This window comes from Sphingobacterium sp. LRF_L2 (genome assembly GCF_965644235.1).
Taxonomy (GTDB): Bacteria; Bacteroidota; Bacteroidia; order Sphingobacteriales; family Sphingobacteriaceae; genus Sphingobacterium.
On sequence record NZ_CBFFRI010000001.1, the window covers coordinates 634,468 to 661,320 of the forward strand.

General features: G+C 39.1%; 24 protein-coding genes. 17 read left to right on the forward strand and 7 right to left on the reverse strand.

Translation table 11 applies throughout. The annotated features are described in order from the left end of the window. Positions 1-93 precede the first annotated feature (93 nt). Together ACSZOX_RS02535 and ACSZOX_RS02540 are read left to right on the forward strand one after the other, a co-directional pair. A complete protein-coding gene (locus tag ACSZOX_RS02535; protein WP_437918178.1) occupies positions 94-924 on the forward strand; it encodes an alpha/beta fold hydrolase in 831 nt (276 codons plus the stop codon). A 201-nt stretch (positions 925-1,125) separates the two neighbouring features. Beyond that, positions 1,126-3,087: a gamma-glutamyltransferase family protein gene (locus ACSZOX_RS02540; RefSeq protein ID WP_437918179.1), complete on the forward strand. Its 1,962-nt coding sequence runs from the start codon at positions 1,126-1,128 to the stop codon at positions 3,085-3,087. 50 nt (positions 3,088-3,137) lie between these two features. On the opposite strand, the gene ACSZOX_RS02545 is transcribed toward ACSZOX_RS02540, so the two are convergent. The 3 genes from ACSZOX_RS02545 to proS all read right to left on the reverse strand — a co-directional run bounded on the left by ACSZOX_RS02545 (position 3,138) and on the right by proS (position 6,742). Further along, entirely contained in the window at positions 3,138-4,277 is a 1,140-nt protein-coding gene (locus ACSZOX_RS02545) for a cystathionine gamma-synthase (protein WP_437918180.1), read from the reverse strand. A 142-nt stretch (positions 4,278-4,419) separates the two neighbouring features. Beyond that, on the reverse strand, positions 4,420-5,196 hold the full coding sequence (locus ACSZOX_RS02550; RefSeq protein WP_437918181.1) for an NAD-dependent epimerase/dehydratase family protein: 777 nt from the start codon (positions 5,194-5,196) through the stop codon (positions 4,420-4,422). Between the two features lie 73 nt (positions 5,197-5,269). Beyond that, complete coding sequence (gene proS, locus ACSZOX_RS02555) at positions 5,270-6,742, reverse strand: proline--tRNA ligase (RefSeq protein ID WP_437918182.1); 1,473 nt, start codon at positions 6,740-6,742, stop codon at positions 5,270-5,272. Positions 6,743-6,920: 178 nt separating this feature from the next. Between proS and ACSZOX_RS02560 the strand changes: the two genes are divergently transcribed. After that, positions 6,921-8,066, forward strand: coding sequence for a hypothetical protein (locus ACSZOX_RS02560; protein ID WP_437918183.1), 1,146 nt, complete (start codon positions 6,921-6,923; stop codon positions 8,064-8,066). 63 nt (positions 8,067-8,129) lie between these two features. After that, positions 8,130-9,695 (forward strand): OmpP1/FadL family transporter, encoded by a 1,566-nt coding sequence (locus ACSZOX_RS02565; RefSeq protein WP_437918184.1) that lies wholly within the window; start codon positions 8,130-8,132, stop codon positions 9,693-9,695. A 59-nt stretch (positions 9,696-9,754) separates the two neighbouring features. Here ACSZOX_RS02565 and ACSZOX_RS02570 read toward each other — a convergent pair whose 3' ends face one another. Then, on the reverse strand, positions 9,755-11,110 hold the full coding sequence (locus ACSZOX_RS02570) for an NfeD family protein (RefSeq protein WP_437918185.1): 1,356 nt from the start codon (positions 11,108-11,110) through the stop codon (positions 9,755-9,757). A 31-nt stretch (positions 11,111-11,141) separates the two neighbouring features. Between ACSZOX_RS02570 and ACSZOX_RS02575 the strand changes: the two genes are divergently transcribed. Genes ACSZOX_RS02575 through ACSZOX_RS02585 form a run of 3 tightly spaced genes read left to right on the forward strand, consistent with a single transcriptional unit; the run spans position 11,142 to position 13,500 of the window. After that, on the forward strand, positions 11,142-11,891 hold the full coding sequence (locus ACSZOX_RS02575; RefSeq protein WP_437918186.1) for a hypothetical protein: 750 nt from the start codon (positions 11,142-11,144) through the stop codon (positions 11,889-11,891). 10 nt (positions 11,892-11,901) lie between these two features. Then, on the forward strand, positions 11,902-12,834 hold the full coding sequence (locus ACSZOX_RS02580) for a DPBB and LysM peptidoglycan-binding domain-containing protein (protein ID WP_437918187.1): 933 nt from the start codon (positions 11,902-11,904) through the stop codon (positions 12,832-12,834). A 21-nt stretch (positions 12,835-12,855) separates the two neighbouring features. Continuing rightward, entirely contained in the window at positions 12,856-13,500 is a 645-nt protein-coding gene (locus ACSZOX_RS02585; RefSeq protein WP_437918188.1) for a uridine kinase family protein, read from the forward strand. Between the two features lie 201 nt (positions 13,501-13,701). Here ACSZOX_RS02585 and ACSZOX_RS02590 read toward each other — a convergent pair whose 3' ends face one another. After that, complete coding sequence (locus ACSZOX_RS02590) at positions 13,702-14,925, reverse strand: MFS transporter (RefSeq protein ID WP_437918189.1); 1,224 nt, start codon at positions 14,923-14,925, stop codon at positions 13,702-13,704. Between the two features lie 201 nt (positions 14,926-15,126). On the opposite strand from ACSZOX_RS02590, the gene ACSZOX_RS02595 reads away from it, so the two are divergent. The 8 genes from ACSZOX_RS02595 to ACSZOX_RS02630 all read left to right on the forward strand — a co-directional run bounded on the left by ACSZOX_RS02595 (position 15,127) and on the right by ACSZOX_RS02630 (position 23,647). Beyond that, the gene (locus ACSZOX_RS02595; protein ID WP_437918190.1) at positions 15,127-15,606 is read left to right on the forward strand and encodes a DUF4442 domain-containing protein; all 480 of its coding nucleotides are present in this window, start codon (positions 15,127-15,129) and stop codon (positions 15,604-15,606) included. A gap of 13 nt (positions 15,607-15,619) precedes the next feature. Further along, positions 15,620-16,048, forward strand: a complete 429-nt coding sequence (locus tag ACSZOX_RS02600; RefSeq protein ID WP_437918191.1) for a transposase — start codon at positions 15,620-15,622, stop codon at positions 16,046-16,048. A 6-nt stretch (positions 16,049-16,054) separates the two neighbouring features. Then, positions 16,055-16,705, forward strand: coding sequence for an SCO family protein (locus tag ACSZOX_RS02605; protein WP_437918192.1), 651 nt, complete (start codon positions 16,055-16,057; stop codon positions 16,703-16,705). Between the two features lie 3 nt (positions 16,706-16,708). Next, on the forward strand, positions 16,709-17,137 hold the full coding sequence (locus ACSZOX_RS02610) for a c-type cytochrome (protein WP_437918193.1): 429 nt from the start codon (positions 16,709-16,711) through the stop codon (positions 17,135-17,137). Between the two features lie 218 nt (positions 17,138-17,355). Then, positions 17,356-17,931, forward strand: coding sequence for a TetR/AcrR family transcriptional regulator (locus tag ACSZOX_RS02615; RefSeq protein ID WP_437918194.1), 576 nt, complete (start codon positions 17,356-17,358; stop codon positions 17,929-17,931). A 1-nt stretch (position 17,932) separates the two neighbouring features. Continuing rightward, entirely contained in the window at positions 17,933-19,267 is a 1,335-nt protein-coding gene (locus ACSZOX_RS02620; RefSeq protein ID WP_437918195.1) for a TolC family protein, read from the forward strand. 36 nt (positions 19,268-19,303) lie between these two features. Next, positions 19,304-20,446, forward strand: a complete 1,143-nt coding sequence (locus tag ACSZOX_RS02625; protein WP_437918196.1) for an efflux RND transporter periplasmic adaptor subunit — start codon at positions 19,304-19,306, stop codon at positions 20,444-20,446. 30 nt (positions 20,447-20,476) lie between these two features. Further along, on the forward strand, positions 20,477-23,647 hold the full coding sequence (locus ACSZOX_RS02630; RefSeq protein ID WP_437918197.1) for an efflux RND transporter permease subunit: 3,171 nt from the start codon (positions 20,477-20,479) through the stop codon (positions 23,645-23,647). 55 nt (positions 23,648-23,702) lie between these two features. Here ACSZOX_RS02630 and ACSZOX_RS02635 read toward each other — a convergent pair whose 3' ends face one another. Continuing rightward, entirely contained in the window at positions 23,703-24,410 is a 708-nt protein-coding gene (locus ACSZOX_RS02635; RefSeq protein ID WP_437918198.1) for a class I SAM-dependent methyltransferase, read from the reverse strand. A gap of 223 nt (positions 24,411-24,633) precedes the next feature. On the opposite strand from ACSZOX_RS02635, the gene ACSZOX_RS02640 reads away from it, so the two are divergent. Further along, a complete protein-coding gene (locus tag ACSZOX_RS02640) occupies positions 24,634-25,509 on the forward strand; it encodes a LysR family transcriptional regulator (protein ID WP_437918199.1) in 876 nt (291 codons plus the stop codon). Then, the gene (locus ACSZOX_RS02645; protein ID WP_437918200.1) at positions 25,506-26,339 is read left to right on the forward strand and encodes an MBL fold metallo-hydrolase; all 834 of its coding nucleotides are present in this window, start codon (positions 25,506-25,508) and stop codon (positions 26,337-26,339) included. Before ACSZOX_RS02640 ends, ACSZOX_RS02645 begins: the two co-directional genes overlap by 4 nt. Before the next feature lie 22 nt (positions 26,340-26,361). Here the strand turns inward: ACSZOX_RS02645 and ACSZOX_RS02650 are convergent, their stop codons facing one another. Continuing rightward, complete coding sequence (locus ACSZOX_RS02650) at positions 26,362-26,784, reverse strand: SH3 domain-containing protein (protein WP_437918201.1); 423 nt, start codon at positions 26,782-26,784, stop codon at positions 26,362-26,364. Between the last annotated feature and the right edge of the window lie 69 nt (positions 26,785-26,853).

Here is a 26,853-nt window from a genome sequence, read left to right on the forward strand (position 1 = left end):
ATCGAGGAGAACCTCATAGAGCGGTACTAAAATTTCTTTTCCTAAACATCTTCTTTAAAACACAGTTCTATTTGTAGTATAAAAAAGAATATTATGTCAACAATTGTAAATCAAACGAATTCAGAAGAAACACAATTACATGTGTTAGACTATGGAAGTGGACAACCGGTAATTTTGATACATGGATGGCCCTTGAGTCATAACTCTTGGGAAAGACAGATACCGGCAATTGTAAAAGCTGGCTTTCGGGTTATTGCTTATGATAGAAGAGGCTTCGGACAATCTTCGGCACCTTGGAACGGTTACAATTACGACACATTTGCAAATGACTTAAACGCAATCATTACCAAATTGCAACTTTCTAATGTAATCCTTGTTGGATTCTCGATGGGCGGTGGTGAAGTCATCAGATACCTCTCTACATATGGCGAACATAACGTTTCCAAAATAGCATTAATATCTTCTATAATCCCGTTGGTTAAACAGAAGGAAGATAACCCTGATGGAGTACCAGACGAAAAATTACAAGAAATCATTAGTCAATTAACTAAAGACAGGCTGGGTTTTCTAAAAGGATTTCATCAGCAGTTCTATGGAGCAGATAGCAATCCCTTCGCGGTATCCGATGAGCAATTGGATTATGATTTCATTGTGTCCTCACAAGCATCAGCACATGCTACGGTAGAAGCTGCCAAGGCATGGATGGATACCGATTTCAGAACAGAATGTGAACGGATTAGTGTTCCGACTTTAATCGTTCATGGAAAAAAGGATGTTACTGTACCTTTTGAAACCGCAGCAGCTCAAGCTGCTGTCTTAATCAAGCATAGCTTGCTTATTACTTATAATGATGCGCCTCATGGTCTGAATATAACCCATGCGGACCGGCTTAACACCGACCTATTGGGCTTTTTTGAAAGTTAGAGGTTCTATTGTACAAATAAATTTGAATATAGATTGATTATATATACATTTGTATAATTTCATAATTTAGGTTAATAATTGGTTTAGTGAGGTTTCCTCGTCGCCCGACGTTGGAAACCTTTTTTAAGCGACGGAGACTCTTCATCCACATTTTATCAATTGAAGAAAAAAAACTATATTGTATAAGCAATCTACTTGATTATGCCGAATTATCGATTAACTTCCATACTTCCCACGTCTTTATTTTGGGTTATTTCCATCTTAATTACTGTTCCTGTCATTGCTCAACGCACACAAAAACCACCTTTACATGGTAAACATTGGATGGCTATTACAGGTAAACCATTAGCCGCTACAGCTGGAGCACAACTTTTTCAACAAGGAGGAAATGCTATTGACGCAGCCTGTGCAATGCTTGCTGCTACCTGTACGATGTGGGATGTATTAAGTTGGGGAGGAGAAACACAGGCCTTAATCTATCATCCTAAATTGAAAAAAGTTATTGCCATTAACGCATTGGGGGTAGCGCCTACCGGTGCTACCGTAGATTTTTTTAAGCAAAAAGGATATGCATTCCCTCCTGAATATGGTCCGTTAGCTGCAGTTACACCGGGGACTGTAGGAGGATTATGCCTCATGTTGGCAGATTACGGAACAAAAAGTTTAACCGAGGTACTTACTCCAGCAATAGAAATGGCCAAGGGTTACCCCATAGATGCACAGACGGCCAATAGTATAGAAAAGGGGAAAGACATGATCCGACAATGGCCTTACAGTAAGCAGGTTTTCCTAGTACATCAAGATACTTCGCGCGAAGCACCAGAACCCGGGGAAATATTCGTACAACAAGATCTGTTACAAACACTTCTGAAAATGGTAGAGGCAGAACAACAGGCTTTAAAAGCAGGCAAGAATAGAAAAGATGCTATTATGGCTGCAAATGACCGTTTCTATAAAGGTGATATCGCAGATGAATTTGTCAGAGGGAGTCAAGAACAAGGGGGCTTAATCAGCAAACTAGATCTTACGAATTGGAGGCCCTTGGTTGAAGAACCCTTGCATATAAACTACAAAGGTATAGATGTATATAAATTACAAGAGTGGACACAGGGCCCAGCGATGCTTCAATGTCTAAATATTTTGAAGCACTTTGACTTAAAGGCTATGGGGTACAATAGTCCTGATTATATCCATACCCTCTATCAAAGTATGAATATGGCATTTGCTGATAGAGATTTTTATTATGGAGACCCTTATTTTAACCCTAAATCACCTATTAAGCTTTTACTAAGTGATAAGTATGCTAGAGATCGTGCCTCTGAAATTAATCGATCGGCGAACAATCCTATTGTAGCTCCCGGAGATCCATATGTGGCAAACAACCAAGTAAACCCTTATAAAAAGCTCTTGCAAGAAAGACAAAAACTAACAGATTCGTCCAAGACAGGCAAAGATGACTTCGTTCCAGTACATGATGTCGTCCATACGCCCTCTTTTTTGCAAGATATACAACAAAGTGCTTTCGCAAAAAGACGCTCAGACAGTCTTTACACCGACAGACTGTGGCGCGGTACAACGAGTATTGAAGCAGCAGATTCAGCAGGCTGGGTGGTATCGATCACTCCGAGCGGAGGCTGGCTTCCCGCTTGTATTGCCGGCAAAACAGGTATTGGGATGAGCCAACGTCTCCAAAGTTTCATTCTCGACAGCATTATCAATCCATTTAACGTTATTGCTCCAGGAAAAAGACCCCGTGTAACGTTAACGCCTTCTTTAGCCCTTAAAAATGGTGAACCTTTTTTAGCATTTGCCGTGCAAGGAGGAGATACACAAGATCAGAATTTACTTCAATTTTTTCTGAATGTTGTTGAATTTGATATGACACCCCAACAAGCTAGTGAAGCCCCGAACTTCAACAGCAACCAACTTTGGCTTTCGCTCGGCGGCACAGGATTCCAAGATCGCAAACCCAGACCAGGTAGTCTGCTACTCGATAAAAACACACCTAAAAATGTGCTAGATAAATTGCAAAAAATGGGGTATAGCCTCCAGTTCGGAGAGCGCACGAGCGGGCCAATAAATGCTATTTATTTTGATGAGAAGCATAAAAGCTTATGGGGAGGTAGCAGCAATAATGGAGAAGATTATGGCATTGCTTGGTAGCTATCCTCTTCTCCATTATTTTGAAACGAAAAATTAAGCTTTAGTAGAACTTAACTAAATACCTGTTCCAAATCGGCAATAAGATCATCTGGATCCTCTACGCCGACAGATAAACGAAGTAAATTATCGACGACCCCCACTCGTTCTCGCTTTTCCTTTGGAATTGAGCCATGTGTCATCGATGCAGGATGATTTACGAGAGACTCTACACCACCCAACGACTCGGCCAATGTAAATACTTTAAACCGAGAAGCGATACGAAAAGTCTCTGCTAAATCAGCATTTTTTAAGACAATGGAAACCATACCACCAAAATCACGCATTTGCTTTTTCGCAATCTCAAAATCGGGGTGATCTTCAAATCCAGGCCAATATACCTTTTCTATTTTTGGATGCTTTCTTAAATATGTAGCAACCTTACGCCCATTTTCACAATGTGCTTTCATACGCAAGTGTAAAGTTTTAAGACCTCGAAGCACCAGAAATGCATCTTGCGGACCTGGAGTTCCCCCTACCGCATTGTAATAAAACCATAGTCGTTTAAATAAGGATTCATCATTGAGGATCAAGGCTCCCATAACCACATCAGAATGCCCATTTAAGTATTTTGTGGCAGAATGCATCACAATATCTGCGCCTAAATCCAACGGGTTTTGAAGATAAGGAGACGCAAAGGTGTTATCAACAACATATAGTATGTTATTTTTCTTTGCCAGTTCTCCAATAACTTGAAGATCGGCTATTTTGAGTATAGGATTGGTAGGACTTTCTATCCAAATTAATTTCGTTTTCGAATTGATATTGCTTTGTAGATCGTTCAAATCTGATGTATTGACGAATACGAATTTAATTCCATAATTCTCATACACTTTCATAAATATACGATAGGTTCCTCCGTAAAGATCGTCACCTGTAATCACCTCGTCACCAGGATTGAGCAAACGAAGGACTGTATCTGTCGCTGCCATTCCGCTAGAAAATGCGAGTCCAAACTTACCATTTTCCAATGCCGCCAAACAATCTTCCAAAGCTTTACGTGTCGGATTTGTTCCTCTCGAATATTCAAAACCTTTATGATTTCCGGGCTCAAGTTGTTGGTAGGTAGATGTCTGATAGATCGGTGTCATGACCGCTCCTGTTGTCGGATCAGCTTCCTGTCCGGCATGTATGGCTTTTGTTGCAAACTTCATAGTTAAAGTAAGATGAAAATTAACAATCTTATTATATACTCCCTCCTATAGTAAAATTGGGAATAATCTATTTATCAAACTTAATTAATTTGCCAGTATCATCCAAAAAACTAAGCTACGCAATAGCCTCCCTACGCATATTTTAAAATTCTAGCGGAGATTTAAATAAAAAACTATAGTTTAATTCCTGTTGAATCTTATCACTAATTACAATCTTTTGGAAATTTTCGTTATCCTCGAATGAGGAAGGAAGGAAGTAACCGTATTTTTGGGCTGAAGCCAAAATAACATCTCGTTTTAAGGGGTGTTCGGGGGTCACTAAATTGTATATCGGAGACTTAAGTGTATGATGAAATCCCAACTCGATTAATGCCAATACGTCCTCTTGATGTATAAAATTGGCCAATTGGGCACCTGTGGTACAGATTCGATTCTGGAAGTACTTTGCAAAAATACGTTGTTCACCAAAGAGACCTCCCAATCTAAAAACCAATGTACGTTCTAAAGTTAACATCTTATTTTCAGCACATTGTAAATTATCCATACGATCAAGAACAAAGTTCTCTGCAAAAGAGCCATCTTGATCGGGGTAAACACCTATGGAACTTAAAAATAGATGTTTTTTGTATGCCAATCTAGAAATCAACCTATGGACGCTATCAAATCGTTGAATCAATACTTGCTCTTCTAGACGTTTTACAGCAGGAATACTGTTGAGCAAAATATCTACCTGAGCTGGAAAATCAGCATAACGAACAGCTTTATCAAAATCGGCAAGAATAGGACAAATACCAAGTTCTGAGAGATGCTGGTATTTGTCCTCTTTTGTTGTGGTAGCATACACCGTATATCCCTGTTCTAGCAGACGCTTAGCAAAAGCTTCTCCAATCCAACCACAGCCTAATATGAGTGCAACCACCTTTTTATAAATTATAAGTCTTTATGTGTCGCTTCCAGTAAATGTGGGTAAAGCGAACTAATAGAATAATTCATTAATATGCCTTCGCAAAAAGAACGCGTTGTTTTGAAGGCTTACCTGTAAAAATACAGATTCCATCTTCCTCTTTTGCATCCAAAGGGATACAGCGTATCGTCGCTTTTGTCTCTTCTTTTACACGTTTTTCTGTTTCAACAGTACCATCCCAATGACAGGAAATAAATCCACCTTTATGCTCTAAAACCTCTTTGAACTCCTCGTAAGAACTCACTTCTGTGATATGCGAATTTCTGAAGTCCAAAGCCTTCTGAAAGATATTTTCTTGAATAATATCCAAAAGATTCTCGATCACCACAGCCAAACCTTCTTGCGAAACGGTTTCTTTTGTTTGAGTATCACGTCGAGCTAGCTCCACAGTACCATTTTGCAAGTCCCTTGCTCCTACCGCCACGCGTAATGGTACGCCTTTCAATTCCCATTCTGCGAATTTAAAGCCTGGTCTTTGTGTATCTCGGTCGTCGTACTTGAAAGAAATTCCTTTTTCTTTTAATTCTTGCGTTAGGGTATCAACAAATTTGTCAATATTAGCTTTTTCTTCCTCTGTTCTAAAAATAGGGACAATCACAACTTGTATAGGTGCTAATCGAGGAGGTAATACCAATCCTTGATCATCCGAATGCGCCATAATCAAAGCTCCCATCAGCCGCGTAGAAACTCCCCATGAAGTAGCCCAAACATGCTCTAATTTTCCTTCCCTGGAGGTAAATTTAACATCGAAAGCTTTTGCGAAATTCTGTCCGAGAAAATGCGAGGTTCCAGCCTGTAATGCTTTTCCATCTTGCATCAATGCTTCTATACAATAAGTGTCTAATGCTCCCGCAAAACGCTCATTCTCTGTTTTTCGTCCTCGGACAACTGGCACAGCTAGAATATTTTCGACAAAGTCTGCATAAACATCCAACATTTGCTCGGCCTCTGCCACTGCCTCATCTTTGGTCGCATGTGCGGTATGTCCTTCTTGCCATAAAAATTCGGCCGTGCGCAGAAACAAACGCGTCCGCATTTCCCAGCGCACAACATTTGCCCATTGGTTCACTAAAATAGGTAGATCACGATAGGATTCAATCCATCCTTTATAGGTATTCCAAATGATCGTTTCTGAAGTAGGACGTACAATAAGTTCTTCCTCCAACTTAGCGTCTTCATCCACTACAATATTCCCCTGTCCATCATTTTTTAAACGATAATGTGTGACAACAGCACATTCTGTGGCAAAACCATCCACATGAGAAGCCTCCTTTGAAAAGAAAGATTTCGGAATAAATAAAGGAAAATAGGCATTGGTATGTCCTGTTTCTTTAAATCGTTTATCCAAGATAGCTTGCATACGCTCCCAAATACCATAACCATAGGGCTTTATAACCATACATCCCCTAACAGCTGCGTATTCCGCCAAATCTGCCTTGATTACCAAGTCATTGTACCACTGTGAATAATCCTCACTACGACTTGTTATTCCTTTTCCCATTTATTTATTTTATTTTTTGTAACAAATTGTGTAATATTCCCGTCTTATTATCGAAAACCTTAGTGAGCACTAAAGTTTTATTTATATTTTTGATTACGAGATTAAACCCCTGTCAGAAATACGCGTCTAAGATAATAATAAAGACTGTATTATCGAATTTTTAACTGTAGTGGATATCATGAAAACAAATAGATTATTATTCGGAAGTTTTACATTAGCTGCAATCGTTGCATTCAGCTCGTGTTCAACAAGTAGGCAAGTTGCCTACAAAGACGATGTGTATAATAATCAGTCCAAAGCTCCTCAGAACTATCAGAGTCCGGATTATTATTACACAGATGGACAACAAGAGGAGCAATATTCTGACAATGCTTATTACGAAGATGAATATGGAGATGAGGACTATGTAGAAGGTTTTGATTACGATGAAGATCTTGAATATGCCAACCGTATAAATCGGTTCTATTATGCGACTCCTGGAATGGGCTATTACGATCCTTGGTTTGACCCTTGGTATGGCTATTCTGGATTCGGCTTAGGTTTTGGTTGGTCTAACTGGGGCTGGGGCGGCGGATGGTCACTAGGTTTCGGTTGGGGATACCCTTCTTATGCATGGGGCTGGGGATATCCGGGATACGGCTGGGGTTCTCCTTATTATGGCTTCGGAAATTACTGGGGCTACAACGCTTGGGGGCATCCATATTATGGATATAACAACTATTATTATGGTGGAAATTATAATAATGGAAACCGCTACCGTGTAAGACCTCAAAATGCGATGGTACGAGGAGGCTCACGTGTAGGTTATAATAGCCGTGTAGGTAGCGCTTCTCGCGTGCGTAGTTCTTCTGTTACACGAGATGGTAATGGAAGAATTTTGACAGGAAGATCAAGCAGGGTTGCTTCGGGCTCGACGTCACGTGTACGTTCAACTGTATCTGGCAATAATACATCGCGTGTCGGCACTAGTCGGGTAAGCAGAGATGGATCAACAGTCGGTACAACAACCAGAACGACGAACAGCTCACGCGTGGGTACATCGCGTACGACAACACGGTCTTCCGTGAGTTCATCTACGTCGAATTCGTCACGCTCAACGACTAGACCTGTTTCTAGTGAAAACACTTCACGCGCAACAACTAGAAGTACAGAGTCTTACACGCCTTCACGTAGTTCGACACGAAGCTCTTCTGGATCGTCGTATACTCCTTCAAGAAGTTCGTCAGGAAGTTCTATGTCTAGAGGAAGTAGTGGCGGAGGCATGTCTAGAAGCTCAGGAGGCGGTGGTGGAGCCACACGTTCCGGGGGCGGCGGAAGACGATAAGAATTTATCAATAGCCAATATGAATATTTATATTGGCTATTTTTTTTATATCAATATCAAAATATGAGATTTAAAAATATACTATTCACTTCTTTATTTGTATCAGCATTAAATATAACACATGCACAGAGCGTAGACGATGCTCTTTTATTTTCTCAAGAATTAAACAGCGGTACTGCCCGGTTTAAAGGGCTAGGAAATGCAAAGACTGCTCTTGGTGGCGATATCAGTAGCGTAACAGGAAATCCGGCAGGTTTAGGTTTTTTCGGACAATCGGACATCTCCATCACTGCTGCTTACAGCAATACAGGAAACAAAAGCAGTTATTTTGGAACAAATACGACCAAAAACAAAGGTCGCTTTGCCATTGATCATGCAGGAGCTGTTTTTCACTTTCCAAAAAACGAAGGTTACCATGGTTGGCAAAATTTCAATGTTGGATTTAGCTATGAAAACACGAACAACTTTAACAATCATGTAAGATACGAAGGCATCAATCCGAATAATACAATCGTTAGCGCCTATTCCGATGAGATAGCGTTTTACGGTGGACAAGATTTTGCCAACGACCTAAGAAATATGAATCTGGTAGAACAATTTGATAGGACGGACGGAACAACAGACTACTTTCCTATTCCTTATGAATCTGGAAATAAAACTCAAGTAAGTAATGTTGTTACCAGTGGTTTTAGCAATAAAAGCGCTATCGCATTTGGAGGAAATTACAACAACAAACTATATATCGGAGGAACAGTAGGCCTAACTAATTTCCGTTATGAGCATACAGTACAGTTTTCTGAATACGGTTGGACCAAAATTGCAGACCATATCTCGCCGGATAATCCAAACTCAGAATTCCTAGATCCAACCAAAGAAAAGAATAAATTTGTAGATAAAAACTATGAACTATTTGATGATTACTATCAATATACGGAAGGATCTGGCGTTGATTTTAAAATAGGAGCTATCTTTAAGCCTGCGGTAGACTGGAACATTGGTGCTACAATTACTTCCCCTACCTGGTATACCATAGACGACTACTACGATAGGAAGATACAAGTTGACTATTACGAAGATGAGCAAGCAACAACAAGCTTCTCTTCTTTTGAAAAAATTTATCCTTTAAACCCATCCACATATACCTATCGTCAGATAACTCCTTGGAAATTTAACTTAGGACTTTCCAAATTCTTCAGTAGAGGCTTTGTTAGTGCTGATGCCGAATTCGTAGATTATAGCACAACGAAAAGACGCGTTCTTAATGGCGCTGACCCATCTTCTGAAGACGTCTGGGACAAAGAAGTGAAAGATGCTTATCAAAGTGTAGTTAATTTCCGTGTAGGTGGAGAGTTTCTATTCACCAATGCAATCAGCGGCCGTGCGGGATTTAATTACTATGGAAATCCTTATAAAAATGCCGATAATACGCAATACAGTGGAAGTTTAGGTTTAGGTGCGAAATTGACGAATACCCTATACCTCGACTTGGCGGTCGTTCATTTGGTTAATGACTATAAAGTTAGTCCATACACGATCATCGATGAAACTTTTTGGAATACCACTACACCGACAGCAGATATCAAACATCAGCGCACAAATGTGGTATTAACGTTTGGAGCAAAGTTCTAACAAAACCAAATAAAAAAGGGATGAAAATAATTTTCATCCCTTTTTTATTTGGTTTTCAGCTATGTATCCATTGGTTTGGCACTTAATTTCCGAACGAAAAGGTTATAGTTTTCATGCTTTTCTACGTAAACTTTCTCTCCAACGTCAATAAATCCGTCAAGCGCCACAGCATCATACCACACACCATCGATTTCAATTTTTCCAGATGGACGTAATACGGTACGTGCGATACCATCCTTGTAAATGAGATCTGATTTACGCTGAGAAGATGTATATCCTATTTCCGACTTCTGTTCGTCTTCTAATACCAGCACTCTAAAAGCAGAGGATCGCAAGATATTCTTACCAAAAAGCACCATTAAAACAACAGAAAACAACATTGCACCTATCACAATCAAGAAAGAGTTTATCAAAAGCCCTGGCTTACTTACACTAAAGTTAAGGAAATCATTATCCACCATTGAAAAAGCAAGCCCACATAACACGAATATAATCCCCAACACTCCAGCAATGCCAAAACCTGGTATTACAAATACCTCTAGCACCAGTAGAACGACACCTGCAACAAAAATGGCGATTTCCCAGTTATCAGCTAATCCTTGTAAGTAGAGCGGTGCAAAGAAAAGCGCTGCAGAAAGTAAAGCAACAACTAATGCAAATCCAATTCCCGGAGTCTGTAGTTCAAAATAAATTCCCCCGATAATTCCCAATACTAAGAAGCCACTAACCATAGGATTAATTAAAAACGCGACTATTTTATCAACTATAGATATTTGATGTTGGATAACATCAGCAGATTTTATTTCAGCTTGCTGATAAAGGTCTTCAATATTTTTAACTTCAGCTTTTATAACACCTGCTTTTAACGCCTCTGAGGACGTTAGCGTAAGTAATTTACCATCAGGTTTGAGAGCGGGAATAGATATCTCTGGGTCAACAAAGGCTTCCGCAATTTTTGCATCTCTCCCCTTAGCTTCGGCTGTTGCCCGCATCAATCCTCTCATATAGGACTGGTATTTTTCAGGCATAATTTCGCCTTCTTGATTCACGACACTCGCGGCGCCTAAGCTCCCACCTTTGTTCATATAAATATCGTCTGCCGCTAACGAGATCAAAGCTCCCGCGGAGGCGGCATTATTATTTATATACACAATGGTTTTCATATCCGCATTCAATAACTTCGAGCGGATAGAATCCGCAAAATTAACCGCTCCGCCAAATGTGTTGAGTTCCACAAGAAAAGTACTTGCCTGTATCATTTTCGCTTCACTATAGGCTTTATTAACAGTACGCCATGCATTTGGGCCAATTTCATCCTTAAGATCTACTTTATACACCCTCTGTGCAATGGCAAAAGGCAACAAAACAAAAAAACTTAAAAAAAAAGCCAAAACAGATTTTGTAAATTTGCTCATATATTGATTTGCTAGTTGTTCGATTTCAGTAATGAATAAATATACAATTTATAAAGCATTTGAGAAAAAATTTCCATTGTCGATATGGAAAATAGTCGTGGACGCAAAGGCTCAAATGATTGCTGTGGAACTAAGGGACACAGATACGACAAGCCCCACCTTCTATGTATTTGACTTTTCGGGAAACGGCTTGGTTGAAAATTTAAAAGTGGAGGAAAAGGAATGGACATTAGAAGCTCTTCAACATAATACGCTTATTCTTAAACGCGTTGGAGATAATGTACCATTGCGAGAAGGTATATTATTGCTAAACTTTGAAGGAGCAGTAAGATATTTATCACACGAATACATCTGGGTAGATACGTTTCTCGACTTCATTAAAGTGAGACCTCGGACAATCCAATACGGTTTCGAAGAATATATAAATATATTTCACGCAAAAAAGATGATCGAAAAGTCTAATATTGTCGAAGAATATTGTCGTTCAATAAAGATGCCTATCCCCTATACAGGCGACCTGCCTAGCCATTTAAAAAATGTTACAATTGTGGACACAGCATGGGTAAGTCGTTCGGAAAATAAATTAATTTGGTCCTATCATACAAAAGATAATTCCAATTATCGCTTAAACCTTTGCGTAACTGATGCATCCAACTTGCTATACGAAAACACCTTATTAAATGACATGCCAAAAATGATCCCTCAACCTTATTTCCAAATTGAGAATCAAATTTTCTTAATGTCATATAATAAACAAGAAATTGTTTCGTATTTAGTATAATTGCAACCGTATGAGAAAAACAAGAGCTTTTTCAACCTTTATGAAAGTAGGGGTTATAGGTGTTTTATTTTCACCACTTTTATCAGAAGCTAAATCTGCTGACATTTTTTTGGATAGCGATTTTTTCACCTTCAACATGTCTCCTGACTCTATTGGAACGGAAATCGTAAATGGCGAAGTGTATATCCTTCATCAAGTAGAACCTAAAGACACCTATTATGCCTTAGGTCGCCGATATAAAACACAGGTCAACAGCATCATGTCTGCTAACAAAAAGAAAAATCTGAAACCTGGAGATACCGTAAAAATTCCTACGGGACAACGAGCTGAATCAACCATTCCCCAACAAAACACAAGACGTACCGAGGTAGTCCCTACACAGAATCCACAACAGGACGAAGTACTCACCGCCTATAAAGTGGGGAAAAGTGAGACCTTATATGCCATCTCTCGTCGTTTTAACACCACAGTGGAAGCCATCAAAGAGATGAATAATTTAAGTTCCAATTCGGTAAAAGAAGGACAGCTACTACAGATTCCTAACTCTGACTATCATGAACCCGAACCTGAAGTGGTAAATGTTCCCTCTGTTATTGATACTCCTTCTATTGCGGAGCAAAATTCACGCGATCTTGGTTTTGACGCAAATCGATATGGCATACGCGAAAAACAAGAAAAAGGAATTGGTGTTTGGATGGAAAACCTAGAGACAGAAGGAAAAAGTAATCTCGCCCTTCATAAAACAGCGCCTATTGGAACAATTTTAAAAATTACGAACCCGATGACAAAAAATGTAACATATGCAAAAGTCGTGGGAAAATTCACCGATAATGCTGAAACACAGGATGCGATAGTCGTTCTTTCAAAATCTGCAGCTTCTTATATTGGAGCATTAGATAGAAGATTTTTGATAGAAATTGCATATGGTGTACCTTTGCAATAAATTAAATAAATTTTTCTTTTAATGAACAAACCATATGTCATTGGTATCGCTGGGAGCAGCGGTTCGGGTAAGACCTTTTTCTTAAAAAGCTTTCTTAATCATTTCTTAGCGGAACAGGTTACATTAATTTCTCAGGATGACTATTATATTCCTGCCAATACAAAAACAAAGGAAGAAAATAGGCACTATAATTTTGACGTACCCACAGCGATTAATAGACTAGCCTTTTTTCACGACATCAAAGAACTTTTCGACGGTCATACCGTATACCGTGAAGAATATACGTTCAATAATCCGGACGCCGTTCCAAAAATATTGGAGATAAAACCAGCCCCTATCCTTATTGTAGAGGGCCTATTTATTTTCCACTACGAAGAAGTGAATGAATTACTTGACTTTCGTATCTTCCTTGATGCTGAAGAATCAGTGGCACTAGCTCGTCGATTGAAAAGAGATCTCATCGAACGAGGCTATGACCATGAGGATGTCATGTACAAATGGAACAACCATGTCGTTCCCGCTTATAACGAGTATTTAGCACCTTTCAAGCCAATATGTGATCTGGTCATTATCAACAACACGGATGATCCAAAAATCATAGACGATGCTGCAAACAAAATTTCACTGGATTTGAAAGAAAAAAATTCAACCATCAAAATTATTTAAATCAAATCTAAATAGATATCTTTGCATTCGAGATGGATGTGATTATAAACTCTTTAGAGGAGAACGAAAACAGCAATCCCTTTTTTGACGAGGTAAAAAAGGGATTGTCCTGCAACATGGACAACGAATGTTGTCTATTTAAAAAGTGTTGCAAAAAATATAAGAGAGGCAAACGTTGTAGAAAGTGTCCCGAGCGATAAGTTACTCTTCTAAATAATCTAAATCTTTATCGAAACTCTCTTTCAACTGTGTCAAGGCAAATATTGCTATTGCGGATAACAAAAGTGTAACGGATGCCGCAGCATACAGTATACCGATTTTGGGCACTAAAAATCCATACAGTAAGGTAGAAGGAATCAGGGCTCCCCTAACAAAATTTGGAGCGGTAGTTGCCACCGTTGCGCGAAGATTTGTTCCAAATTGTTCGGCGGATATTGTTACAAATGTAGCCCAGTAGCCTACTCCCAATCCCATAAAAAATGCTAACCACAAAAATTTCAATTCCGAAATCCCTTGGCTAGATAGGTAATATAAGGAAAAACATATAATCAACATCTGACAGATAAAAACAACCTTTTTTCTAGACCTAAGCCACTGCGCCAGCAATCCTGCGAGAACATCACCCAAAGAAATTCCCAAGTAAGTGAACATAACAGCTTTGCCCGCACCAAGAGGAACTTCCGAGCCTAGGGCTTTGCCTATTTCCGGGGCTTGCGTGATAAGGACGCCCACAACAAACCAGATTGGCAGGCCAATAAAAAGACAATAGAGGTAACGAAGAAATCGATCCTTGTTGTTAAAGAGCATCCATACATTTCCTTTTGACACTTGTTGGTTACTTTTTTGCTGAAATAAACCCGACTCAAATGCACCTACCCGCAACAACAAGAGACATACCCCCATTCCACCACCGACAAAATAAGCTGTTCTCCAACTAAACCATTCGGATACATAATAAGCTAAAATAGCACCTAAAACACCGACGCCAGCAACAATCATTGTACCGTATCCCCGCTTCCCCTTCTGCATACTTTCACTCACCAAGGTTATTCCTGCGCCGAGCTCTCCAGCTAATCCTATTCCTGCGATGAAACGAACCCATGCATAAGTATCCACGGTCTGCACAGAGCCATTATAAATGTTAGCTAACGAATAGAGTAATATTGATCCGAATAACACTTTCAATCGTCCAAATTTATCAGCGATAATACCCCAAAAAAGACCACCGATAAGTAAACCTGCCATTTGCATGTTTAAAACGAATTCACCATTTGATCGCATTTGCGACTCGTCGACACCAATATCTTGGAAGGATTTTACCCGCACAATAGAAAAAATAATAAGGTCGTAGATATCCACAAAATAACCGAGCGATGCTACCGCTACTAGAAGAGCAATCTTCTGAGTAGGCGCTTTATCTTCCATAATTTCATTCTTTTATTGTTGGCAATTTACAACGGTTTTCCATTTATTACAACATTTAAAATACGCAGTTCTAAACGATAGCTAGGAAAAAATTATATTTAAGACAACCAAACTGAATCTAACGGCATCACTACTCCGGAATTGGGATATAACGTATCAGGGAGTAATTGCATATCAAGGTGAATTTATTTAGGTTTGTATATGCAACTCTCTCCAAAAGCGTTAAAATGGATACTACGTTTTTATCCACCGTTCTTTTTTCAAAGAATTTGGGTAAAAAAGGTATATCCTGAATTCAAACAATTGGATATAGAAGTGCGTAAAAGTATCTTTAATAAAAACAGTAACGGAACCATTTTTGGCGGAACAATATTTTCTGCTGTCGACCCTATCCATACGCTTTTAATTGACCAGATACTAAAAAAAAGAGGAATTTCGAAAACAGTCACTTGGTTAAAATCTGCAAAAATTGATTATATAAAACCAGCTTCTAAACACTTACTCTTCTCTATTTGCATTGATGATAGGGATATTCAATCCATATTAGAATGCATCAGTAAAACCGGAAAAGTAGAGAAAAGCTTTGCCATTAAAATTATTGATCAAGACGGACTCGTCTGTGCAAAGTCACATAACGAAATATATATCCGAGATCTTACATTCAAATACCCAAACAATTAAAATACAAAAGTATATGACAAAATTATTTCTAGCTGCGACAGCTTTCGGACTTCTAACAAATGTAGGTTGTCAGAACATCAAGGATGAGAAAAACGATCCAAAAGTGATTTCGGCAAAAGCTATTGAAATTCACGATGAAATTATGCCTCAGATATCCACCTTTGATCGCCATACGGTTTTAATTGATTCTCTGTTACAAAATTTGCCCGCTCAACAAACTGTATCGAAAATTGATACCGCCGAAACGCGCCAGGATCTACTTGCCTTGAAAGGTGATCTGGAATCTGCAACAGATAAAATGATGACTTGGATGAAAGATTACGTTCCAGATAGTACGGATGCCAGCTATCAAAAAGCGGAAGTTGAACGCATATCCAATCTAAAAGTAGAATTTGATCAAGTCACAAAAGACGCAGAACGTGTCTTAACACCTTTTAAATAGTAACATATGAAGCTGCACACAGGTCCTTACCTTTACGGACTACTGCTCCTCGGTACACTAACGGGCTGTTTGAAAAACAGCGAGAGAAAACTCCCTATCATAGGCGAACGGGAAACGAGTGAAAGAGTAGTTGATGGAAAAACTATTGTAGATACGTTATATCATCAAATTCCTGCTTTTAACTTTCTTAATCAAGACAGCTTGCTTGTCTCAAATAAAAGTTTTGACAATAAGATATATGTCGCCAATTTCTTCTTTACGCATTGCCCTAGCATATGTCCTACCATGCAACGTAATCTGCTGACGGTCTATGAAAAATACAAAGGTGACGATAGGATTGCGTTTCTATCGCATAGTATCGATTTTAAATATGACTCTCCGAGTGTACTAAAGTCCTATGCTGAAAAGCTCGGTGTCACAAATAATCAATGGCAATTTGTAGCAGGAAGTAAAAAAGATATTTATGGTATAGCAGAAAAATACCTCGTGTATACGAAAGAAGACGCCTCTGTTCCGGGTGGATACGACCACCAAGGTTATCTGGTCTTGATCGATCATGAAAAACGAATCAGGGGAGCTTATGATGGGACCAATAGCGATCAGGTTGCGCAGTTGTTCCAAGATATCGAAATTCTCTTAAAGGAAGAAGCTCAATAATTCATGCGAAACAAGATCATCTGTTTACTTTTTTTCGCTGGACTGATTATCGCGTTCATAGGTGCTTGTCAACCGAACCTTAGCATAGAAACAGCGCAATATGCAGTCAATGGTCAAAAACTCTATCTAGCACATTGTCAAAACTGTCACGGGAGCAAAGGAGAAGGTCTTGGACAACTCTACCCTGCTTTAACGGACACAAGCTTTCTGACAAAGCAACGTTCTTCGCTAGCCTGTATTGTAAAAAACGGCTTAGAGGGGCCTATTGAGATACATGGTAAAATTTTTGACGGATCTATGCCTGGAATTCCACAACTGACATCCGTTGAAATAGCCTACATTTTGACGTATGTAACAACAACATTTGGAAACAGCACTGAAACTTACACACAAGAGGAGGTTCAAAAATCTTTGGAAAGCTGTAAAAAATAAAAAGGTTTTCAAACGGGGAGAATGAAAACCTTTACTAACCAATTATAAACCTAAATTATGATACAACAAAAATACAATATGTGTGGATAACACACAAGCGTCCAACTTGTTATTAACATAAATTTAATACGATTCTCCCCTAAGCTATCCCAGGTCTTTTGATTTATAACAAATCTTTGACATTCGCAGAGGTGCTTTTTTACTACATTTGCACCCGAATGAACGTTCAATTAAACAAAAAGGAAGCAATTTTTGAAAGTACCTTGACCCTGATCAATGAGCACGGCTTTCACGGAACTCCAATGAGTCAGATTGCTTCGCACGCGAATGTTGCCACTGGCACTATTTACCATTATTTTGCTTCGAAGGATGAGCTAATAACTGAGCTGTTTGCCTATTGTCGAGCAAAAACAAATGAACACATTTTTAATGTGGATGAAGCACTCTCTTACAAAGAGAAATTTTTTTACATCTGGAATCGTTTAGTGGACTATTACCTAGCTCATAAAAAGATTTTCTGGTTTGTAGAACAATTTTACTCTTCTCCTTATTATGAACTCATACAACAGAAGAAAAATCCCAGTTATTATGGGGCTGATCGCATGCGTATGTTTTTTGAAGAAGGGATAGATGCAGAAATTATAAAAAACGTCAGTTTTCCTACGTTGATTTCGCTCTACATTGGCTCGGCGACTTCACACGTAAAAATGGTTACTTATGGCTTTTGTAAAACACAAAAACAAGGACGTGAAGATTTAATTGAAATAATTTGGAATGGTGTTAAAAATCAATAATATGAGATTCAAAAAAGTTGCTTTATCTCTCCTAATCGCATCGTGTATAATGGGGAATTCTTATGCACAGACAACCGAAGATGACGGAAAACTAAATAGCAATGCTACGCTGGATGAATTAATTGGCTATGTATTGCGAAACAAAATCGAACTTAAACAAGCAAATATTGACAAAGCTATCGGTGAACGAGAAATCGCTTCGGCACTTTCAGGTTGGTTCCCACAGATTAATGCGACGGGATCGTTATCCCATGCATTACAAATTCAAACTACAGTCATAAATGGGGAAGCAATTCAAATGGGGCAAAAAAATAACAGCACTTTAACTTTCCGTGCAGATCAAACCATATTAAGTCCTACACTTTTTCAAGCTTCCCGTGCGGCTAAATATGTGCGCCAACAAAACGAACAAAATATTGAGAGCACGAAAATCAACACGGTTGTAGATGTCAGCAAAGCTTATTACGACATTTTAACCTCCGAAGAGTCGATCAATATCATCAACGAGAATATTGTAAGACTCGAACGCCAATACACAGAAGCAAATGCACGTTATGAAACTGGCTTAGTAGACAAAATCGATTATAAAAGAGCTCTGATATCGCTCAACAACACGAAAGCTGAATTAAAAACAGCGAAGGAAATGCGAAATTATAAATACGATTATTTGAAAATGCTTTTAGGAATGAAAACTTCCCAAGATGTCAGTCTATCGTTCGAAAACCAAACTATGGAAAGTAATATATTGTTGGATACCGCAACAGCCTTGAACTATAGAAATCGTATCGAATTTAGACAAACGGAAACATTAAAAGACATACAGAAGTTGAATACCCAGTACCAGAAGTGGCAATTTTTACCACAATTAGGCGCCTACGGTGTATATAACGCGAATTATTTCAATTCAAAGTTTACCGATTTGTATAACAATAACTATCCGAGTTCCTCTGTAGGACTATCCTTGACATTGCCTATTTTTACGGGTACAAAGCGTATACAGGAAATCCGGAAATCTGAACTCCAAGAGCAACGGATAGAATGGGATTTAAAGAACCTAGAGAACCAAATTAGCACGGAGTATTCTGCGGCAATGGCGAGCTACCGTTCTAATATGAATGCTTGGCGAAATGCGAAAGAAAATATGCAGCTTTCGGAAGAAGTATATACAACCATCAAGCTGCAATATGACGCTGGAGTAAAAACCTATTTGGAGCTAATGACAGCAGAAGCGGATTTAAAGACCAGTCAATTAAACTATCTAAATGCCTTATATGCAGTATTGGCTAGTAAACTGGATATACAAAAAGCGTTAGGCACTGTCGATACAATAAATTAAAAATCAAACCTTTTCAAACAAGAAATATACAAAACCATGAATAAGAACTTTTTATTTTCCGCATTAATCATAGGTTCAGGATTGTTCTGGCAATCTTGTGGATCCAAAGAGGGGTCTAAGCAACAGCAGGCTGCTGCGCAAGGACAGCAAGCTGTACCAGTGTCGACGACAATCGCTGAGAAGCAAATTGTATCGGGGATTAAAAACTACCCTGCCAGTGTTGTTCCACTTCAGGAAACACAAATTTCGGCAGAGGTTAGTGGCTATATTACGAAAATTAATGTTAGCGATGGTGCTACAGTCTCCAAAGGACAAGTGCTTTATGAAATAGACCGGATCCGCTATCAAGCAGCCGTTGATCAAGCTAAAGCAAATTTAGAAATTGCAAAATCCACTTTGCAACGTGTGGAGAAGGATTTAACACGCTACCAAACATTAGCGGACAAAGACGCCATAGCGAAACAAACATTGGATTACGCTGTTACCGATGTAAATAACCAAAAAGCACAGGTTCAAGCTGCTCAAGCGGCCTTGACTACTGCCGAGACAAATCTTCAACGTGCTGTAATTCGCGCACCATTTTCGGGTGTTGTGGGCATTTCTCAAGTACGTTTAGGAGCTTTAGTTTCTCAAGGCTCAACGATACTTAATACCGTAAGCTCTATTGATCCTATTGCTGTGGAATTCCAAATTAACGAAAGAGAGATTGCTGAATTTACAGCCTATCAATCTGGAAAATCTGCGACCGAAATCACGGTTTCTTTACCTGAAGGAACACCTTACGCACAACCTGGAAAGATTGCATTAATTGATCGCGCGGTGAATTCGACAACAGGAACCATCACCGTACGTGCTGCTTTCAACAATGCACAAAATACATTGCGTGCAGGAATGAATTTAACGATGAACGTACAGAGCACTTCGACTAACGAACAAACTATTATTCCATTTAAAGCTGTACAAGATCAGCTCGGTGTGTACAATGTATTTGTTGTCAATGATAGTAGTCAAGCGGAAATACGTCCTGTAAAACTAGGCTTAAAAGTTGGTGATAATGTTGTTGTCGAATCAGGTGTAGAAGCTGGTGATAAAATTATCGTTGACGGCATTATGAACGTACGGGCAGGAGTAAAAGTTGCTGAAAATGTACCTGCAGCTGCGAATACGCCACAGAAATAGTTGTTGAAGTCCTAAACTAAAAGAATAGAAATGATATCAGAAGTATTTATAAAACGGCCCGTCACGGCAATCGTCATCTCGATCTTGATTATGATCATTGGTACGATTTCGATCATGACATTGCCGATCAGTCAATATCCATCCATAGCTCCGCCTACTGTTACGGTCACGGCAAACTATACAGGTGCCGATGCACAGACCGTGGAACAAACTGTTACTACACCCATCGAAAGCCAGATCAATGGTACACCGGGCATGATTTATATGTCATCCAATAGTACCTCAAATGGACAATCTACGATTACGGTAACTTTTGAAGTAGGAACCGATATCGATGTGGCAACATTGGATGTACAAAATCGCGTCGGTATTGCAGAACCTTCCCTTCCAGAAGCTGTTCGTCGGCTTGGAGTTGTCACACGGAAAGCCAACACAGATATTTTGATGTTGGTATCGTTGGTTTCTCCAAAAGGAACACGAGATGATAAATTTTTGGCCAACTACGCGAACTTGTATGTTAAGGATGCTATTTTACGGGTAAAAGGTGTCGGAGACGTTACGGCCTTTGGACAACCATTCTCTATGCGTGTTTGGTTGGATGCAAATAAATTAACAGCGCTCAAATTAACGCCCACAGATATTTCGACAGCAATATCCGAACAAAATCTCCGTATTCCTGGAGGATCTGTTGGCGCACCTCCATTGCAAAACTCACAGGTATTCGAATACCCAGTGATTACGGACTCCGATTTATCTTCTGTTGAAGATTTTGAAGAGATTATCATCAAATCAAATACAGATGGATCTATTGTACAGCTAAAAGATGTTGCTCGGGTAGAATTAGGACAATTTAGTTATGCAACGACTACGCGTACAGATGGTATGATCTCAACGGGTATGATGGTGGCGCAAACTCCTGGAGGGAACGCTGTAGAAACTGCTGAAGGAATCTATGCGGCGTTAGACCAAATGAAGAAATCGTTTCCACAAGATGTAGACTATGTTGTGGGGTATGAAACCGTTTCTGTTGTTCACGCATCTATTGATTCCGTCGTACACACTTTAGTAGAAGCGTTGATATTGGTGACATTGGTTGTTTTCTTCTTCTTGCAGTCGTGGAGAGCAACTTTAATACCTGTACTTGCGATTCCAGTATCTGTTGTAGGTACCTTTATCTTTTTCACGTTATTTGGTTTCTCTATTAATAACCTGACATTATTAGCATTCGTTTTAGCCATAGGTATTGTTGTAGATGATGCTATTGTGGTGGTGGAAGCTGTACAGCATTACATCGACCATTATAAGATGAGTGCTCGAGAAGCTACGATGCATGCGATGAAAGATATTACTGCACCAGTTATTGCCATCGCTTTGATTTTGGCTGCAGTATTTATTCCAGTAGGTTTTATTCCGGGAATGGTGGGTAAATTGTATCAACAATTTGCAATCACTATTGCAGTGTCTGTCATGCTATCCGCCTTCATCGCCCTTTCTTTAACACCTGCACTATGCTCGTTGTTATTAAAACCAACCTCTGTAAATAAGGAAGCGAAAGGTTTAAATAAATTCTTCTACAAATTCAATTTGTGGTTTGAACGTGTTACTCATAAATATTCAAAAGGGGTTCGTGCTTGCATCCGTAAAGCACCGCTAGCATTGATTATCCTACTTTGTATTTTCATTGGTACAGGTTACATGTTCAAAACAAAACCTACTGGTTTTATTCCTACAGAAGATAATGGTTCCTTTTTTGCCGGTGTGAATTTACCGGAAGGATCTTCTGCAAGTCGTACTTCGGAGGTATTGACAGAATTAAATGAGCAATTCCGTGCAGATTTTCCGGAAATTGAACACGTCACACTGATTGCTGGGATCAATATTTTAAATAGATCTTTTAAATCGAATGCAGCGACATTGTTCGTCTCCTTGAAACCTTGGGCTGAACGGAAACGTACAGCTGCAGAAATTACCGGTGCTATTATGGGGAAATATGCAGCATACGGCAAAGCACGAGTACTTGCAGTGACTCCTCCGGCTATTCCTGGATTAGGTACTTCTGGTGGTTTTTCACTGATGATACAAGACCAGCAGACTGTTGATATTAAACAGTTCGAAGGAGTAGTAGGTAAGTTCTTGGCCGCAGCAAATCAACGTCCAGAAATAGGTATGGCCTATACGCTTTTCAACTCCAATTCTCCCAACTTTAAGATTTCGGTGAATAGAGAGCAAGCGAAAAAAATGTCTGTACCGGTATCTTCGATCTATAATACGATATCGTCTTATTTAGGGTCAGCATATATCAACGACTTTACACGTTACGGTCGTAATTTTAGAGTAGTAACTCAGGCCGATAATGATTACCGTATGAATATTGAAGATATTAATAAGCTTTATGTAAATAATAGCAACGGAATGTCTGTGCCATTGAGTACATTGGTTACTTGGCAGCTTGTACAAAATCCTTCTATTATCAACCACTATAATATTTTTAGAAGTATAGAGGTGAGTGGATCTGCTGCACCAGGTTACAGTTCCGGTGACGCATTGCGTGCATTAGAGGAAGTCGCAGCACAAACATTACCAAATGGATACAGTTACGATTTCTCAGGCTTGTCTTTGCAAGAAAGCCAATCAGGGAACACAACGGTAATGATCTTCGCCCTTTGTATTATATTTGTATTTTTACTTTTAGCTTCATTGTACGAGAGTTGGTCTGTACCTTTTTCTATTCTACTCTCTGTACCTATCGGTATATTCGGTGCTATTCTAACCCTCACGCTAATTCCTACCTTGGATAATAATATCTATGCGCAGATTGGTCTTGTAACTATTATTGGTTTGGCCGCAAAGAATGCGATCTTAATTGTAGAATTTGCAAAAGAACGTGTCGATATTGGTATGCCTCTATTAGACGCGATCATTGATGCTGTAAAATTAAGGCTTCGTCCTATCATCATGACGTCCTTTGCATTTATTCTTGGTATTATTCCATTGATGTTGTCAACAGGTGCAGGAGCATTCTCTAGACAAACAATCGGATGGACGGTATTTGGAGGAATGATGGCAGCGACCCTACTCGCTATCTTTATCGTGCCAGTATTATTCTATGTCATCACAAAAATGGCTTATGGCAAGAAAAAGCTAGCAGAACTCGAAGCCAACTTCGACGAAGAAAAAGCAAAAAATCTAAGCGCGCATTAAGCTTACATTTTTCATTTAAAACAGAAAAGGACGTCAGTTGACGTCCTTTTCTGTTTTATTTAAACCCTACAAAAGAGGCAAATGGCAAGTTTTTGTGTAGAATATCAACAGCTTTAAATCCTACCTTTTTCATTAACTCTAATTGATAGATAAGGTCACGAGGTGTGTCTTCCTTTTCTATATATGCAAATACATCGTCACGGTATGCGTCATCTTTTAAATTGGAAAGATAAGATCCATATAAATCCTTATAAATATACTCTTGTAAACCTATATCATGTTGGTGAACAAGATCAAAAATCCATAAACTCCCACCTTTTTTTAACAATCTGAATAATTTTTTGAACGCATTTTCCCAGTCTTCATCATCACGAAGATGGTGAAGCACTGCCGTTGCTATAATAACATCATAACTACTTTCGGGCAAGTCCACAGTTCTAAAATCTCCTTTTTTTGCTTTTACAATTCCTGTGGTTGCCTGTTGAACACGTTCAACGGCTTTATTGAGCATATTTTGACTCAAATCGACCAAGGTCACATCGATACCCGATACCTTGGTCAACAACTTCACAGGATAGTTCCCTGCACCGCAGCCAATATCCAAAACCTGTTGCAGGTTAGGATAACGACGCGCTATTGCTTCTGTCATAATTTCCATGTTGAAGCTAGCGTCTAATGTAGTCATCTGACCTGTTTCCAAATTGGAAAAACGTGCTACGTCGCGATCAAAACGATCTTCAATTTCCTTTAATGTTGATTTCATTTCTTGTTTTTTTATGGAACTTTTGATAATTATTAAGATGTACACAATCCTATCAACAGGATAATGAGCTTCTCAACACCTATTTACCACTTACCTGGCAGGGTAATTAAAGAAAATAATATTTCTTAACGCCTTCTGCAAAGCCTTGTATTTTCAACAAAACTAACGCTCGTTTCAATACTTTAAAAATACTATATTTATCATCTAACAATACTTAAATAGTATGGAACTAAGACACCTGCGTTATTTTTTAATGTTGGCAGAGGAGCTTCATTTCGGAAAAGCCGCAAAAAGGCTCTTTATTTCGCAACCGCCATTAAGTAGGCAGATTAAGGAACTGGAAGAAGAACTAGGCGTCACGCTATTCTTACGAGATAACAAAAGAGTGGTGATGACCGAAGCAGGGCATTACTTTGCTCAAGAAGCACAGGAGACAATCAAACGTCTTCATTCCGCAAAGCAACAGGTCAGCAGAATCCACCAATCACTTTCTGGCGAAATTAAGATTGGTTATATTAGTTCTACGGATAAAAGAAAACTCGGATTGTTAATACAGCGCCTACAGGATTCACACCCTTATTTACAAACGAAGTTGTACGAACTTTCCAGTGAACGTCAACTGGAAGCTTTATGCAACGGCAACATGGATTTGGGGATTATACGTGCTCCAGTTTTATCGCCACAGATACAAGTTGAGAAGTTGTATGATGACGGGTTTGTGTTAGCGACTCCAAGTGGAGTATTGCTGCCTGATCAATATTCTCTTCTTTCTAATCATCCATTCATTTCTTACCATGCCGATTATGCACCAATATACCATAGTCAACTTTTAGCATATTGTGCTAACTTGGGTTTTTCGCCAAATTTAAGACATGAGTGTAACAATATCGCTTCTATATTGGAACTTGTCCACTTAGGTGCAGGGATTAGTGTTGTCCCCTCCTCTGTACAATGTCAATATCTACATCTTAATATAAATTTTCTAACTTTGGGTGAACTCAACATAAAGACGGATATCTTACTGGCTCATAACAAGGTTCAAAAACATCCCGCCTTTACCGTTTTGCGGGACTTAGTCAAAAAAATATTTGAAGAATGAAGTTATATACTATCGATACTGGCTTTTTTAAATTGGATGGCGGAGCGATGTTTGGTGTTGTTCCGAAATCTATTTGGCAGAAAACGAATCCCGCTGACGAACGAAACCTATGTACTTGGGCCACGCGGCTCCTACTTATTGAAGATGGGAAACAATTAACATTAATTGACACGGCCTTAGGTAACAAACAAGAGGATAAATTTTTCGGTCATTATTTTAGACATGGCGATGCTACCATAGACAATTCCCTTGCTAAATATGGTTTCCATCGCGATGATATCACCGATGTCATTCTTACTCATCTTCATTTTGATCATTGCGGAGGTGCTGTCGAGCGCGCTGGCGATCGATTTATCCCAGCTTTTAAAAATGCTAAATTTTGGAGTAATGAAAAACATTGGAATTGGGCACTGAATCCTAACCCACGCGAAAAGGCTTCTTTTTTAAAGGAAAATATTGTACCAATTCAAGAAAGTGGACAATTAAATTTTCTAAAGGAAGAAGAAGATTTTTCTCAAAATATATCTATACGCTATGCGTTTGGACATACAGAGGCAATGATGTTGCCGCAGATAACATATAAGGGTAAGACAATTTTGTATATGGCAGACCTGCTCCCTTCTGTAGGACATATCCCACTTCCTTATGTAATGAGTTACGATGTACGCCCCCTCACAACAATGAAAGAGAGACAATTTTTTTGGGAAGAGATTGTGGAAAAAGAATATATACTTTTTCTAGAACATGACCCCCTACATGCCTGTTGCACTTTACAACAAACGGAAAAAGGGATTCGGTTGAAGGAAACGTTTTCTCTAACAGATATCTAGCAAGACCTATCGTCTTTTTTTATCAATCACAAGGCTCTAAGTAGTTGGTGTAACAATAACCTTCTACAGCTTCGCTGGTGCGTACTAACCACCACTGATCGTGTGCTCTACTCAGGAGGTTAATGACTTCTCCTGCCTGAGCATTACCAATAATAGCTTGATTTACTCCGGGACCTTTCCGTATAGGAAGAAGGGGCGCGTCTGTAAGAACTCGAACTTTCTTCCCTACCAAGGTAGGTGTTACGCTTACGTCCATAACCACTTCGGAAGAAAAGTAATTCGGATCTATCTGGTTATAAATATTCCACAATGTATTTTTTATATCAGCATTTGCTGCAATACCTTTGATTGTTAGAACACCGCTATCTTCGTGAATTGTCAAATCCTTTACTTCTGCCGTTGTTGCCGCGTCGAATAGCAGTCTATATTTATCAATTAATTGCATATCATCTATTCCTATATCAAAATCTATCTATGAAGACTATATTTTTTTATTAGAAACAATGGGAGATCG